We start from the raw sequence: 15,427 nt of genomic DNA on the forward strand, positions 1-15,427 counted from the left end.
TTACCCTCCCTTGACCAACGCGGTGCCATGGTGAGCACTTCCCCACCCCCCGCCCTGGAGGATCCATGTCATCCCTCTCCCGCCGTTCGTTCCTGTCCGTCACCGTCGTCGCAGGCGCGATCGCTGCCATGCCGAAGGCACTCGCCGTCGACGAGACCTCTGTCTTCGCCGATGCCGGCCGCGAGTTCGCCGTTCCGCCGGCCCTCCTCGCGGCGATCAGCTACGGACAGACCCGATGGTCCGACCACGCCGGACGCCCCAGCCGCAGCCTCGGATACGGCCCCATGCATCTGGTCGACGGCGCGGCGGTCGCGCAGCAGCGCGCCGCCGAGGGCAAGGACGACAGCGCCGCGATCGACACCTTGGGCGCCGCGGCCGCAGCATCCGGCATCTCCGCCGACACGCTCCGCACGGACGCCGCGAGCAACATCCGTGCCGCTGCAGCGCTGCTCGCCGCACGCCAGCGCGCGAACGGTGGCGCCGTCGGTGCATCCACCGATCCCTCGTCCTGGTACGAAGCCGTCGCCACGACGAGCGGCCTGAGTACCCCCGCCGCACAGGTGCAGTACGCCGACGACGTCCTGGCCGATCTGCGGTCCGGTATGTCGGTGAGCGACGGGCGTACCCGCTACTCGGTGGGCGCTCAGCCCGTCGGCTCCCCCGGCAAGGGCCGTGACCGGGTGGTTGCCCGCGCCAAGTCCGGGCGACGCCCCACCGGTCCGGTCGACGCTCCGAACGGTCTCGGCGTCGAATGGGTGCCGGCGCCGTACGAGCTGTACGGACCGACCGAGGTCGACTACGGCAACCACGACCTGGCGTTCCGACCGCGCTCGCCGCAGCTCACGCATGTCGTCATTCACGACACCGAGTGCAGTTACGAAGTCGGCATCAAGCTGGTCACCGACGCGACGTACATGGCGTGGAACTACTCGATCCGTTCGTCCGACGGTCACATCGCCCAGCACCTGCAGACCAAGGACATCGGCTGGCACGCCGGCAACTGGTACATGAACATGCACTCGGTCGGTCTGGAGCACGAGGGCTTCGCCGCCCAGGGCTACAACTGGTACTCCGAGGTCATGTATCGCCGCAGCGCTCGGCTCACCCGACACTTGTGCCGCACCTACGGCATCCCGATGGACCGCGCACACATCATCGGTCACGACCAGGTGCCCGCTCTGACAACCTCTCGGATCCGCGGCATGCACTGGGATCCGGGCCCCTTCTGGGACTGGGAGCGTTACTTCGAACTCATGGGTGCACCGCTGTCCAAGGGCACCGTGGGACGCGCACCGAAGACCGGCGACGTCGTCCGCATCCTGCCCGGGTTCGAGGACAACGTGCAGGTCGTGCAGGGTTGCAGCGGCGTCTGCGTCGAGGGCACCGACCACGGCACCAACTTCGTGCCGTTGCGGTCGGCCCCGGACGCGTCCGCGCCTCTGGTCGTCGACCCCGGCCTGAAGGCGAGCCCGTCGACCACGCAGGTCTCGGACATCGGCGCCCGCGCGGCCGCCGGCACCGAGTACGCGGTCGCCGAGGTGCGAGGCGACTGGACCGCGGTCTGGTACCTCGGCGCGATCGCGTGGTTCCACAACCCGGTCGACGCGCCCACTGCGCGCGTGGTCAAGGGCGGACGCACGGTGACACCGAAGGGTGCCACCGCACCGGTCTACGGATCGGCTTACCCGGAGGCCAGTGCCTACGCGAGTCCCGCTGAGGCGCAGCCGATCTCACCGCTCATCTACACGATGAAGGCCGGGCAGACCTACGTGCTGTCCGACGACTCGGTGCCGACCGACTACTACAAGGCGAAGACGTTCTCGTTGGAGACCCCCGGCGACCACGTCAACACCGTGGGCCGCACGAAGTACTACCAGGTGAACCTCGGACACCGCGTCGCGTTCGTGCAGGCGGCCGACGTCGAGATCAGCTAGCTCATCCCCGAAAGTCCGCAGAACTCGCCGTCGAGTCGCGAGTTCTGCGGACTTTCGCGAAGAAGCCCGGCCACCCCATGGGAGTGGCCGGGCTTTTTCGGCGCTGAGCCTGCGAACAGCCTCAGTCCTCGTCGTCGAGCTTGATGGACGAGGTCTGCTGCACCTGCATCAGGAACTCGACATTGCTCTTGGTCTTCTTCAGCCGGTCGAGCAGCAGTTCGATGCCCTGCTGCTGGTCGAGTGCGGCCAGCACACGACGCAATTTCCACATGATCTTCAGCTCGTCCTGGCCGAGGAGGATCTCCTCGCGGCGCGTGCCGGAGTTGTTGATGTCGACCGCCGGGAAAATACGGCGGTTGGCCAGCTGACGGTCGAGCTTGAGCTCCATGTTGCCGGTGCCCTTGAACTCCTCGAAGATGACCTCGTCCATCTTCGAGCCGGTCTCCACCAGCGCGGTGGCGAGGATGGTCAGCGAGCCGCCGTCCTCGATGTTGCGCGCGGCACCGAAGAACTTCTTCGGCGGGTAGAGCGCCGCGGAGTCGACACCACCGGACATGATGCGTCCGGACGCGGGTGCCGCCAGGTTGTAGGCACGGCCCAGCTTGGTGATCGAGTCGAGCAGCACGACGACGTCATGACCGAGCTCGACCAGACGCTTCGCCCGCTCGATGGCGAGCTCGGCGACGGTCGTGTGGTCATCGGCCGGGCGGTCGAAGGTGGAGGCGATGACCTCACCCTTCACCGCACGCTGCATGTCGGTGACTTCCTCCGGACGCTCGTCGACCAGGACGACCATCAGGTGGCACTCGGGGTTGTTGGTGCTGATCGCGTTCGCCAGCGACTGCATCACCATCGTCTTACCGGCCTTCGCCGGAGCGACGATCAGGCCACGCTGGCCCTTACCGATCGGCGCGACGAGGTCGATGATGCGGGTGGTGAGCTGATTCTGCGTGGTCTCCAGGCGCAGGCGTTCCTGCGGGTACAGCGGAGTCAGCTTGCCGAACTCGACACGCTGGCCGGCCTGCTCGGAGGTCATCCCGTTGACGGAGTCCAGACGCACGAGCGCGTTGAACTTCTGACGAGCCGGAATCTGCTCGCCCTCGCGCAGCGCACGCACCGCACCGACGACGGCGTCGCCCTTGCGCAGGTTGTTCTTCTTGACCATGCCGAGCGGCACATACACGTCGTTCGGCCCCGGCAGGTAACCGCTGGTGCGCACGAACGCGTAGTTGTCGAGCACGTCCAGGATGCCGGCCACCGGCACCAGGACGTCGTCCTCGCGCACCTGGGTGTCGACGTCGCCGAACTCCTCGGCGCGGTTGCGGCCGCGCTTGCGGTCACGTCCGCGCTGACGGCGGCGGTTGCCGCCACGGTCGTCCCAGTCGTCGCGGTTGCCGCCGCCACCCTGGCCCTGCTGGTGGGACTGCTGGTTGGACTGCTGGTTCGACTGGTTGCCGCCCTGCTGGTTCTGGTTGTTGTTCTGGTTACCGCGGCGGTCGTTGCCGCCCTGGTTACGGTCCTGGTTACGGTCCTGGTTACGGTCCTGGTTTCCGCGCTGGTTGCGGTTGCCACCGTCCTGGTTGTTGCCGCCCTGGTTGCGGTCGCGGTCGCCATCCTGGCGGTTGTCGCGGTTGTTGTCGCGGTTCTGGCCGCCACCCCGGTTGTCCCCACGGCTCTCGCCACGGTTGTCGTCACCGCGGTTGTCCGAGCGATCGTCAGAGCGGTTGTCCGAGCGATCGTCAGAGCGGTTGTGATCACGGTCCTGACGACGATCCGACTTACCCGCAGTGTTCTGCTCGCTGTCGTACCTGGTGTCGCGCTTGGAGTCGTGGTCAGCACCCTGCTGCGGGGCCTGCTCGTCCACGCCCTGGCGGGGCGCCCGGGCACGTCGGTTGCGGCGCTCACCCTGCTGGTCGCCCTGCTGACCGGACCGGTCGTCGCGGCCCTGCTCGGTGCGATCTTCGCGCGCGGACTCGAGCTTCGGCTCGGTCGCGGGCTGTGCAGCCGGCAACTCGGCCTGCTGCGGTGCCCCGGCCTGCGCCTTGGCGGCCCGCGGAGCTCGCTCAGCCGGCGCGGAGGGACCGTCCGAGGATCCGCCGCGGCTCTGGATCGCCGCGAGCAGGTCGCTCTTGCGCATCTTGGAAGTGCCGCTGATCCCCATCGAGCCGGCGAGTCGCTTCAACTCATCCAGCTTCAGCGTGCCCAGGGATCCGCGAGAGCCCGACGCGGCAGCTGCCGTCGTCGCAGACTCGGTGGTTTCAGTCACGAAGGTTCCTTCCCCCTCGTCAATCTCGATCTGACGATCGATCGGGGTTCTGCCTCGAAGAGGCTCTGTGTTGAACTCGGCTGCGCATCAGAGATCGATGTCGCAATCGCGAGAGTGAATACACCTGGGGCGTGCCGGAGATCCGGAACCTCACTCGGTGCGTTCACCAATCTACACGCTCACCGTGAGTTGTGTGACACGACCCGCACACCGTGCGTGGCGATTCCCGGACGCAGCAATATCCAGTCGTCGTTCGGCGCCGAGAGATCGCGCAGGGACTCGCCAACGCCGAGCACCAGCACGGTCGGCCCGGCACCGGAGATGAAGGCCGCGTGACCGTGACCGCGCAACGAATCGACCAGCGCCATGCTTGCGGGATAGGCCGGCCGCCGGTTCTCCTGGTGCAACCAGTCGGCCGTTGCCGGCAGCAGTCGACCGGGGTCCGTCGTCAATGCGTGCACCAGCAGCGCTGCACGGCCTGCGTTCCGGGCGGCGTCGGCCAGCGTCACCTGAGCCGGAAGCGCGGCACGCGCCTTGTCTGTGGAGAGCGTGAATCCGGGCACGAACACCGCGACGTCGACGTCCGGGTGCAGCCTGGGCCGAGCGGTGCGCCAGGCCTGATCCTGCTCGTCGAACCAGGACGAGGTGAACCCGCCGTACACACTCGCGGACGCGTTGTCGGGGTGGCCTTCGAGCGCACTCGCGACGTCGTTGACCAGTGTGATCGAGTCGTCGTCGAGTTCGCCGCGGACGAGTGCGCAAGCGGCTGCAACGCCTGCGACGATTGCCGAGGCGGATGAGCCGAGGCCCCTCGAGTGCGGAATTTCGTTGCGACACAACAATTTCAGACCGGCGGGAGGTTCGACCTCAAGGCGCTCCCAGAGTGCAAGCATGGACCGGTGGACCAGGTGACGATCGTCGAGCGGCACTTCACCGGCGCCGGCGCCTTCGACCTCGATGATCAGCCGGTCACCCTCGACGCTCGCTTCGACGACATCCCTGATCTCGATCCCAAGACCGAGCGAATCGAAGCCCGGTCCGAGGTTCGCCGAACTCGCCGGAACGTCCACCCGGACGTGACGCCCAGGCTCGATCACGTTGCGTCTCATCAGGATTCGAGGCCGAGCGCCCGCGCGACCGACACGACGTCGACCGATACGCGGGTGGGCTGCACATCGGAACCGTCCGCGGTCCGAAGCGCCCACTGCGGGTCCTTCAGGCCGTGGCCGGTGACCGTGCAGACGATGCGAGCACCGGGCGGGATCCGTCCGGCCTCGTGCATCTTCAGCAGTCCGGCGATGCTCGCGGCAGAGCCCGGCTCGACGAAGATGCTCTCGGTGCTGGACAGCAAGCGGTGCGCGTGCAGGATCTCGTCGTCGCTGACCATGTCGATGACGCCGCCGGACTCATCGCGCGCGGCTTCGGCCTGCTTCCACGACGCCGGGTTACCGATGCGGATCGCTGTCGCGACGGTCTCGGGATCGTCGACCGGATAACCGCGCACGATCGGTGCTGCACCTTCGGCCTGGAACCCCCACATCATCGGTCGCTTGGTGGCGACGGGAGTGCCGTGCGCGGAATCGACGGCTTCGCTGTAGCCCTTCCAGTACGCCGTGATGTTGCCGGCGTTGCCGACCGGCAGCACGTGGATGTCAGGGGCGTCGCCGAGCACATCGATGACCTCGAAGGATGCCGTCTTCTGACCCTCGATACGGGCCGGATTGACCGAGTTGACGAGTTCGACGGGGTACGCCTCACCGAGCTTGCGGGCGACGCCGAGGCAATCGTCGAAGTTGCCGTCGACCTGCAGCAACGTGGCACCGTGCGCGATCGCCTGGGACAGCTTGCCCATCGCGATCTTGCCGTCGGGCACCAGCACCGCGCAGGTCATGCCCGCCTTAGTCGCGTACGCGGCCGCGGACGCACTGGTGTTGCCGGTCGAGGCGCACACGACGGCCTTCGCTCCGGCCTTGGCAGCCATCGAGATCGCCGTCGTCATCCCGCGGTCCTTGAACGAACCGGTGGGATTCATGCCCTCGTACTTGACCCAGACGTCCGCACCGGTGAGCTCAGTCAACCCTTCGGCGTGGATCAGCGGTGTGCCGCCCTCGCCGAGCGTGATGACGGGCGCGCCGTCGAGCATCGGCAGCCGGTCGGCGTACTCGCGGATGACCCCGCGCCACAGATGTGCCATATCGTCCTACTCCCCCTCGACGCGAAGCACCGAGCCGACCTCGCGTACGTCCTCGGATGCCTTGAGTCGCTCGACGACGTCGGCCAGGTCGGCCTCGCTCGAGCGGTGTGTGATCAGGTGCAAGGTCGCCAGACCGTCCTGCGAACGGCGAACTCCCTGCCGCATCGACTCGATCGAAACGCCTTGCTCGCCAATGGTTTTCGCGATGTTCGCCAGGACACCAGGCTTGTCCTCGACGTCCAGTCGGATGAAGTAGGCGGTCTTCGATGCGCCGATCGGCTCAATCGGCAGGTTCGCGTACGACAACTCACCGGGCCCGCGGCCGCCGGTCACCTTGTGACGGGCCGCCTGCACGACATCGCCGAGTACTGCGGAAGCGGTCGGGTCGCCACCGGCACCCGGACCGTAGAACATCAGCTCACCGGCCATCTGGGTCTCGACGAAGACAGCATTGAACGCCTCGCGCACCGATGCGAGCGGGTGGCTGCGATCGATCAGCGTCGGATGCACCCGGACGTTCACAGCCTGCGAACCGCCCTTGTCGACCAGTTCGGCAATCGCGAGCAGCTTGATGACACAGCCGATCCGTCGGGCCGCGCGAATGTCGTCGGCGGTGACGCCCATGATCCCCTCGACGTGGACGTCGCAGGTGCGGACGCGGGTGTGGAACGCCAGCGAGGCCAGGATCGCAGCCTTCGCTTGGGCGTCGTGGCCCTCAACGTCGGCGGTCGGGTCGGCCTCGGCGTACCCGAGTTCCTGGGCCTCGGCGAGCACGTCGGCGAGCTGTGCACCGGTGCGGTCCATCTTGTCCAGGATGAAGTTCGTGGTGCCGTTGACTATGCCCATCACGCGGTGGACGCTGTCCCCCGCGAGCGAAACGCGCAGCGGTCGGATCAGCGGGATCGCGCCTGCGACGGCGGCTTCGTAGTAGAGATCGACACCGTGTTCCTCGGCGAGCTCGTAGAGCTCGGCGCCGTGCTGGCCCAACAACGCCTTGTTCGCGGTGATGACACTCGCACCCGACTCGATCGCCTTCTGCAGCAGCGATTTTGCCGGCTCCATGCCACCCATGAGCTCGATCACCAGGTCGGCCTCGGTCACCAACGTCTCGGCGTCGGTGGTGAACAAGGAGGCATCCAGGCCGGTTTCGGAACGGTCCTTTCCGGTGTCGCGCACGGCGACCCCGATGATCTCCAACGGGCGACCCGCTCGAGCAGCGAACTCGTCCTGCGCCTCCGACAACCGGCGGGCGACTGCCCCCCCGACGACTCCACAACCGAGCAGCGCGATCCGCACCGACTCCGACATCTGACTACTCACTCTCCAGCAACAACAGGTCCTCAATGGTCTCGCGGCGCACCCACGGCCGCGCACCCGCCTCATCGACCGCAATGACCGGCGGACGCGGCACGTGGTTATAGGTGCTCGCCAGCGAACGGCAGTAGGCGCCGGTCGCAGCCACCAGCACCAGGTCATCCGCGCGAATGTCGCTCGGCAGCAACACATCTCGCACGACGATGTCGCCCGACTCGCAGTGCTTGCCGACCACCCGGCTCTGAGCAGTCGCTTCGGCATGCCGGCCGGCGATCTCGCAGTGGTACTCGGCGTCGTAGAGCACCGGACGTGCGTTGTCGCTCATGCCGCCGTCGACCGCGACGTAGGTGCGGGTGAGTTGGTCGTCGACGACGACCTGCTTCACGGTGCCGACCGTGTACAGCGTCATACCGGCCGGACCGATGATCGACCGGCCCGGCTCGATCGAGATACGCGGAACCTCGGTTCCGGCTGCGACACAAGCTTTCTGGACGATGGAAGCCAATTGGTCGGCCATGACCGACGGCGCGAGCGGAACATCGCTCGGCAGGTAGGCGATGCCGAACCCGCCGCCGAGGTCGAGTTCGGGAAGCGTGACGCCGTGCTCTTTCGCGACCGCAAGCTGCAGCCCGATCAGCCTTTCGGCGGCCACCGCGAAACCGCCCGACTCGAAGATCTGGGAGCCGATGTGGGAGTGGAAACCGAGCAGTCGGAGCTCGTTACGTGCCAGAACTTTCCGGACCGCCTCGGCCACTTGGCCGTCGATGCTGAACCCGAACTTCTGGTCCTCGTGAGCGGTGGCGATGAACTCGTGGGTGTGGGCTTCGACGCCGGTCTTCACCCGCAGCATCACCTTCGCAATCACGCCGGTTCGGGCGGCCGCGTCCGCGACCCGGTCGATCTCCTCGAAGGAATCGACGACGATGCGTCCGACGCCGTACGCCAGGGCTGCGTCGATCTCGTGCACCGACTTGTTGTTGCCGTGCATGCCGATGGCCTCGCCGGGCACACCCGCACGCTGCGCCACCGCGAGCTCGCCACCGGTGCAGACGTCGAGGTGGAGGCCCTCCTCGAGCACCAGCTTCGCCATCGCCACGGACAGGAATGCCTTGCCGGCATAAAAGACGTCGCAGTGCGTGCCGATCGCCTCGAAGGCCCGAGCGAACTCGGCGCGGTACTCGCGGGCACGTCGCCGAGCGTCGTCGACGTCGACGAGATAGGCCGGCGTACCGAATTCGGCAGCGAGGTCGCGCACATCGCGTCCGGCGACGGCGAGCGCGCCGTCGGCCGTGCGCGTCGTGTTGCGCGAGAAGACGGGGGTCTGGGCTGAAGTCGCGTCCATCGGCGGCAACGCTACCGACCGGTCCACCCCCAATGCGCCTGTACTCAGGAAGTGGACCTCGCCGGACGTCCCGCCGCCCGCCGATCGACCGCGTCTTCGCGCGCTGTCCGCGCAGCTGACCGGGCGTGGTCGCACTAGGGTGGGGCGGTGCCCCGCGGAATCCTTGGGCACCCGGACTCGTGGCGGCTGCCGCGGAGGGAGCGCTCAGGGTGATCATCGTCGGTCTCGTGCTCACGGCGATGGCGGCCGCGCTACACGTGTACATCTTCTATCTGGAGTCGCTCGCCTGGACCAGCCCTCAGGCACGTCGCACGTTCGGCACCGGCACGGTCGAAGAGGCCGCCGTCCAGAAGGAACTCGCGTTCAACCAGGGGTTCTACAACCTGTTCCTCGCCATCGCCGTCGCCCTTGGCATCGTGCTGTACGCGACCGGGTCGACGACCGCCGGCGCGACGCTGGTGTTCACCGGAACAGGCTCGATGGTGGCCGCCAGCTTGGTGCTGTTGCTCTCGAGCCCCGACAAGGCCGCGGCTGCGTTGAAGCAAGGCGTCATTCCTGCGCTTGGCGTCGTCGCGCTGGCTGTCGGGCTGGCTCTGTAACCGCGCTTCCCAACGCTATTTTCGCGCGCCGCCGGCTCACCGGAGAGGCCCGCGCATCCGCCCGTGGAGTCACCCGGTTGTGGAGTGCCCAGTTGTGAGCGGCTCCAGTGAAAGATTGCTGCTGTCATAGCAGCAGTGATCTTTCACTGGGGCGGGCTGCGGTCGGCTGCGGTCGTCCGCGGTGCTTGTTCAGCTGCGGGTCAGGCGGCGTGGGTGCTGGTGGCTTGGTAGTGCCAGGTGACGCTGGTGTCTGTGGCGGTGCCGGTGAGGTGGTCGCGGTGGGCGATGCGGTGGTGGGTGTCGCACAGGAGGGCGCTGTTGGTGAGGGATGTTTCGCCACCTTGGAACCACGGGATCAGGTGATGCACTTCGCACATGACGGGTGGTCGGCCGCAGCCGGCGTAGGTGCAGTGTTTGTCACGGTGGATGACCGCGCGTCGTAGTTCGTTCTCGATGAGTCTTCGTTTGCGTCCGACGTTCAGGGGTTGGTTCTTCGACCCGAGGACTATCGGCAGGATGCCTGCGTCGCAGGCGAGTTGTCGCACGGTGTCGGGGGTGACGCCGGTGCCGGTGTCGGTGGTGCCGAGCCCGGCGAGCAGCCCGGCGAGGACGAGGAAATCGATCGTGACCACGAGGGTCGCGGAGCCGCGGTGTGTGACCTCTGGATCGTTGTCGACGGCGGCGGCACCGAGGCCGAGGAGGAGCAGGAACGCATCGGCGCGGCGTTTGCCGGGGGTGCGGGGGTCGGGTTCCCCGGTCTTCTGGGAGTTGCCGTCTTGGTCGGGGGTGTGTCGGTGGTGCGGGTCGTCGCAACACGCTGATTTCGGGGACGGTGCCGCGAGTGATTGGACGCCGTGGATGAGGGCTTCGGCGTGGTCGGGTGACAGGTCGGCGGTGAATCGGACCATCCCACCGGGCAGGTCGGACCAGGACAACGATTCGACTTTCTGCAGGGCGTCTTCGTTCTCGTCGAGGACCTCGTCGCTGTACTGGGCCAGGATCCGCCTTGTCAGTTCCCGCACCGTTTTGGCGCCGGCGCCGGGGCCCAACGTGAGGAGCCAGCCGTAGATTTCGTCCCGGCTCGCTTTGGGCAGCACGGCTTTGATCTTGTCGATGGTGTCCAGGCAGGTTTTCCCGATCGTGGTGTTCACCTGCCCAGAGGTCACGGCGTCGGCCAATGCCTGGTTCAACGGGGAGCGGGCTGCTTCGGCGAGCTTCGCGATCCGGGACGCGTGCGACGGTTCCAAACCCGACCGCCAGAGTTCTTCGTCCGTGCGTGAGGCTTCTGATTCGTCGGCGGCAGGTGGGCTGGTGGGTTCCTCGAGTGGCACCAAGGGCCCGGCCAGGGACAGGGACTCGGCACCGAGCAACGCGTCCGCACTCTCACCGGTGGACAGTCGGCGTACCCATTGGGTCGCGTCCGCAGCGGTGGACCGGTACACGACCCCGCGGTCGATGGCATCACTGGTCACCGCCACGAGAGTGGCCTCGGACTGCTGCTGCACAAGCGTCAGGGACCGTGCGAGCGCGGTGAGTTCGGCGTCGGTCAGGTTGCCGGTCAGCTGCGCCAACCGGGACACGGCAGCCAACGCATCGGACACCAGCGAGGCACAAGCAGCGGCTTCCCCCGGATACGAGTCGTACAACGCCCGATCGCGAGGCTGGTCGAGAGACTCCTCACCAGCGTGCTGATCACGCTGCTGGTCGACGTGCTGATCGATGCCTTCGTCTGCGGTCATGTCCGGATTCACCCCTCCCCAGGTGTGCCGTGCGGAATACCTCAACCGTACACCCGTTCGAACCCATAAACAAGACTTTCGTTACGAATTCGACTGAAACACAGAAGAATTCGATACTCACCGGTATCCACAGCCCCCTCGTTGAGTCGATTCATCCACAGGCCAACGCAGGCTCGCCGAGACGGCTGTGGATGAGCCTGCTCCTCACACTCGTCAGCAAGCGGGCGTGGACGCCGATCACGTTCCTCGGGCGGATGAAGCAATGGCCTTCGATCGTTCCTCAGCCGCCAGCAGCAGGAGGGTCGCCTCCCGACACGGCGCGATCGACCGCGTCGACAACCACCCCACGAAACCACTGGTGTGCAGGGTCGGCACCCGCGGCCGCATGCCAGATCAGGTTGATGTCGTACTGCGGCAACGGGATCGGCGGCTCGCACACGGTCAGGTCGAGCGCCGCAGCGAACCGTAGCGCCGCATGGGTCGGCATCGTGCAGAGCACCGGCAGCGTGGCCAATTGGATTGCGGCACTGGCGAACTGAGCGGTCGATCCGACGACGGTACGGGTGCGCGCCATCCCGTCGAGCACGTCGTCGACGACTCCCCGGCGACCGTCGAACGAGATGAGCAGGTGCGGCGCATCGAGGTACTCCTCCAGCGACAGCTCACTCGGCAGCGGCAGCAGGCGCGGGTTGAAGATGCACGAGTAGCCGCTTGCGAACAGCCGCCGGGTGCGATGGTGTGCGTCGGTCACCGTCGCCGCACCGACCGCGAGTTCGATCTCCCCAACGTCGATCATCTCGACGGCGGTGGCACTGGAGGCGGGACGCGACAGCACCCGCACCCCCGCGAACTCACGCGTCCGATCCAACACGTGGGGCAGCAACGCAGCCTCGACGTCGTCCGACATGCCCACCACGAAGTCGCGTCGGTCGCGCTCGGGGTCGAACGACGCCTCGCCCAGCACCGCCCGCCGCAGGTAATCCAGGCCGGGCGACACCCAGCGGTACACCTCGATCGCCACGGGTGTCGGACGGACCCCGGTGCGGGTGCGGACGAACAACTCGTCACCGAACTGGCGCCGCAACCGCGCCACCGAGGCACTCACCGCCGGCTGGCTGCGGTGCAGCACCTGCGCGGCAGCGCTGATGCTCCCCTCTCGCATGACCGCATCGAAGACCACGAGCAGATTGAGGTCGGCCGAGCTGATATCACCGCGGTCGATATTCGACATCACGAAGATCACTTTGCCCTATGTGCGCGTGGCTCCCTACCGTTGCCACATGACCGCCCCCGAATCCTCGAACAAGACCTCGATCACGGTCGCCGCCGTGCAGGCGGCCGCCCCGCTCTTCGACCGCGCCGCCGCGCTGGAGAAGGCCATCTGCCTCATCACCCGGGCGCACGCCGAACTCGGCGCCGAGCTGATCGTGCTGCCCGAGGGTTTCCTGGGCGGGTATCCGAAGGGCCTCGACTTCGGCATCACGGTCGGCAGCCGCACCCCCGAAGGGCGAGATCTCTTCCGCCGCTACGCCGATGCGGCGATCGAGGTGCCGGGCGAAGAGGTCACCGCGATCGGCGACCTCACCCGGGAGGTGAGCTGCCACGCCGTCGTCGGCGCCATCGAGCGCCGCCACGGAACGCTCTACTGTGTCGCGCTCCACTTCGGCCCGCAGGGCTACGTCGGGTTGCACCGCAAGCTCATGCCGACCGCCGGCGAGCGCTACCTGTGGGGCCAGGGCGACGGGTCGACGATGCCGGTGATCGACACCGGCGACGTACGTCTCGGCGCCGCCATCTGCTGGGAGAACTACATGCCGCTGTTCCGAGCGTCGATGTACGCCAAGGACGTCGACATCTGGTGCGCGCCCACCGTCGACGACCGCGAGGTCTGGCTCTCGACGATGCGCCACATCGCGCTCGAAGGACGCTGTTTCGTCGTGAGCGCCGCGCAGTTCCAGACCCGCGCCAACTACCCGGACGACGTCATCCCGGTGCAAGGCAACACCCCGGAGACCGTCTTGATCGACGGCGGATCGGTGATCGTCTCGCCGCTGGGCGAGGTGCTGGCCGGACCGCTGCGCGGTGCGGAGGGGATCTTGTCCGCCGAACTCGACCTCGATGACCTCACCCGCGCCAGGTTCGACTTCGACCCCGTCGGTCACTATGCGCGACCCGACATCTTCACGCTCACCACCGACGAGACCGCCCGCCTGGCCTGAGTGCGGCCCTCCCGCCGCACGACACGCTCGTCAGCGTGCATATGGCTTGCACGGCCGCCCGCCCGCCGACACCGACGGACGACGAAGGCCGCGGATCCACGCGGAATCTGCGGCCTTCGTCTCTGTGCGCCCCCTGCAGGATTCGAACCTGCGCTCCCGCCTCCGGAGGGCGGTGCTCTATCCCCTGAGCTAAGGAGGCAACAGCGGTTGACCTTATCAGCAGAGCCCTCGATTCCCCGCATCGGCCGACCTCTTCGTCACCCGCTGCCAGACTCCCCCGCATGACCGTCGTGAAGTCGCTCCTACTGTTCGCCGTCGCTGCGTTGTGCGAGATCGGTGTCGCATGGCTGGTCTGGCAAGCGGTGCGTGAGCAGCGCGGCTGGCTGTGGGCCGGCGCCGGGGTCATCGCATTGGGCGTTTACGGGTTCGTCGCCACCTTGCAGCCCGACGCCAACTTCGGTCGCATCCTCGCGGCGTACGGCGGTGTCTTCGTGGCCGGTTCGCTGCTGTGGGCGGTCGTGGTCGACCACTTCCGCCCCGACCGCTACGACCTCATCGGCGCGCTCGTCTGCCTGATCGGTGTGGCCGTGATCATGTACGCCCCCCGCGGCGCCTGACCTGCTCCTACCCTTCGAACCATGAGCAGCCAGGAGCAGGTGACGATCGTGCTCGCGGTCGGAGCGGCACTCGTGGTGCTGCTGCTGTGGCAGGTGCTGCGGCGCCGCAACCTGCAGCAGGGGTTCGTCAGCGAGCGCGACCGGGCGACGTACGAAACCCTGCACACGGCGTCCCTCGCCGGACGGCACCTCGGCGACGGACTCGACCAGGAGACGGCCCGACGGGCACTCCCTCACCTGCGCGAACTGCTCGCCACCCCTGCGCTCGCCCTCACCGGACGTCGGCGCATCCTGGCGTGGGACGGTGTCGGCGACCACCACCGGGCCGAGGTGCACGAAGCCGCGGCCGAGCACCTCGGTGACGGCAAGGTCGCGGTCATCACGACCCTCGACTGCGACGACCCGGACTGTCCGGTGCGAACGGCGGTTCTGGCCCCGATCCGGGTGCGCGACACCGTCGTCGGGCAATTGGTCGCGTGCGGCGAACAGCCGAGCGCCGGGCTGGCCCGGGCCACCGAGGAGGTCGCCGGCTGGATCGCGACCCAGGTCGAGCTCGCCGACCTCTCGGCCGACCGCACCCGCGCCATGGAAGCCGAACTGCGGGCCCTCCGGGCCCAGATCAGCCCCCACTTCATCTACAACAGCCTCGGCGCAATCGCCTCGTTCGTGCGCACCGACCCCGACCGCGCCCGCGAGCTGCTGCTGGAGTTCGCCGACTTCACCCGCTACGCCCTGCGCCAGGGCGGCGCGACCGCCACGCTCGCCGAGGAGATGCGCAACGTCGAGCGCTACCTCGTGCTCGAACAAGCTCGCTTCGGCGAGCGCCTGCAACTGCGGATGAAGGTCGCGCCCGAGGTGCTCGCGGTCCGTGTGCCCTACCTGGGCATCCAACCGCTGGTCGAGAACGCCGTCCGGCACGGCCTGGCCCCGAAGGCGGGCACCGGCACGGTCACGCTCACCGTTCGGGACATCGGGCCCGAAGCAGAGATCAGCGTCGAGGACGACGGTGTCGGAGCCGAACCCGAACGCATCAGGCAGGTGCTCGACGGGCACGGGCGCGGCGGGTCGGTCGGACTGGGCAATGTCGACGCGCGCCTGCGACAGACCTACGGGGACGACCATGGCCTCGTCATCGAGACAGCTCGCGGCTCGGGCATGAAGGTGAGTTTCAGGGTGCCCAAATTCGCGCCCGAGGCCTAGGTT

General features: G+C 67.6%; 12 protein-coding genes and 1 tRNA gene. 5 read left to right on the plus strand and 8 right to left on the minus strand.

All coding sequences use genetic code 11. From position 1 onward, the window contains the following. Positions 1-65 precede the first annotated feature (65 nt). Positions 66-1,934 carry an N-acetylmuramoyl-L-alanine amidase gene (locus ACYU8W_RS09925; RefSeq protein ID WP_499468698.1) on the plus strand — a complete coding sequence of 623 codons (1,869 nt, stop codon included), beginning with the start codon at positions 66-68 and terminating at the stop codon, positions 1,932-1,934. Positions 1,935-2,055: 121 nt separating this feature from the next. Here ACYU8W_RS09925 and rho read toward each other — a convergent pair whose 3' ends face one another. The 5 genes from rho to lysA all read right to left on the minus strand — a co-directional run bounded on the left by rho (position 2,056) and on the right by lysA (position 9,050). Further along, positions 2,056-4,200: a transcription termination factor Rho gene (gene rho, locus ACYU8W_RS09930; RefSeq protein WP_499468700.1), complete on the minus strand. Its 2,145-nt coding sequence runs from the start codon at positions 4,198-4,200 to the stop codon at positions 2,056-2,058. Between the two features lie 179 nt (positions 4,201-4,379). Then, positions 4,380-5,297 (minus strand): homoserine kinase, encoded by a 918-nt coding sequence (thrB, locus tag ACYU8W_RS09935; RefSeq protein ID WP_499468702.1) that lies wholly within the window; start codon positions 5,295-5,297, stop codon positions 4,380-4,382. Positions 5,298-5,308: 11 nt separating this feature from the next. After that, entirely contained in the window at positions 5,309-6,394 is a 1,086-nt protein-coding gene (gene thrC, locus ACYU8W_RS09940; protein ID WP_141927864.1) for a threonine synthase, read from the minus strand. Positions 6,395-6,400: 6 nt separating this feature from the next. Further along, positions 6,401-7,702: a homoserine dehydrogenase gene (locus ACYU8W_RS09945; protein WP_499468704.1), complete on the minus strand. Its 1,302-nt coding sequence runs from the start codon at positions 7,700-7,702 to the stop codon at positions 6,401-6,403. Between the two features lie 4 nt (positions 7,703-7,706). Beyond that, positions 7,707-9,050 (minus strand): diaminopimelate decarboxylase, encoded by a 1,344-nt coding sequence (gene lysA, locus ACYU8W_RS09950; protein ID WP_499468706.1) that lies wholly within the window; start codon positions 9,048-9,050, stop codon positions 7,707-7,709. Positions 9,051-9,259: 209 nt separating this feature from the next. Between lysA and ACYU8W_RS09955 the strand changes: the two genes are divergently transcribed. Further along, positions 9,260-9,649 carry a DUF1304 domain-containing protein gene (locus tag ACYU8W_RS09955; protein ID WP_499468708.1) on the plus strand — a complete coding sequence of 130 codons (390 nt, stop codon included), beginning with the start codon at positions 9,260-9,262 and terminating at the stop codon, positions 9,647-9,649. Positions 9,650-9,849: 200 nt separating this feature from the next. Here ACYU8W_RS09955 and ACYU8W_RS09960 read toward each other — a convergent pair whose 3' ends face one another. Both ACYU8W_RS09960 and ACYU8W_RS09965 read right to left on the minus strand, forming a co-directional pair. Then, positions 9,850-11,388: an HNH endonuclease gene (locus ACYU8W_RS09960; protein WP_499468710.1), complete on the minus strand. Its 1,539-nt coding sequence runs from the start codon at positions 11,386-11,388 to the stop codon at positions 9,850-9,852. 280 nt (positions 11,389-11,668) lie between these two features. Further along, a complete protein-coding gene (locus ACYU8W_RS09965; RefSeq protein WP_499468712.1) occupies positions 11,669-12,619 on the minus strand; it encodes a LysR family transcriptional regulator in 951 nt (316 codons plus the stop codon). Positions 12,620-12,668: 49 nt separating this feature from the next. Between ACYU8W_RS09965 and ACYU8W_RS09970 the strand changes: the two genes are divergently transcribed. Further along, a complete protein-coding gene (locus ACYU8W_RS09970; protein WP_499468714.1) occupies positions 12,669-13,607 on the plus strand; it encodes a carbon-nitrogen hydrolase family protein in 939 nt (312 codons plus the stop codon). A gap of 127 nt (positions 13,608-13,734) precedes the next feature. Here the strand turns inward: ACYU8W_RS09970 and ACYU8W_RS09975 are convergent. Further along, positions 13,735-13,806: transfer RNA gene (locus ACYU8W_RS09975), tRNA-Arg, on the minus strand. An 82-nt stretch (positions 13,807-13,888) separates the two neighbouring features. On the opposite strand from ACYU8W_RS09975, the gene ACYU8W_RS09980 reads away from it, so the two are divergent. After that, complete coding sequence (locus ACYU8W_RS09980) at positions 13,889-14,224, plus strand: YnfA family protein (protein ID WP_499468716.1); 336 nt, start codon at positions 13,889-13,891, stop codon at positions 14,222-14,224. A 21-nt stretch (positions 14,225-14,245) separates the two neighbouring features. Then, on the plus strand, positions 14,246-15,424 hold the full coding sequence (locus ACYU8W_RS09985) for a sensor histidine kinase (protein WP_499468717.1): 1,179 nt from the start codon (positions 14,246-14,248) through the stop codon (positions 15,422-15,424). Positions 15,425-15,427: the final 3 nt, after the last annotated feature.

The sequence above is a fragment of the Yimella radicis genome, assembly GCF_054778255.1.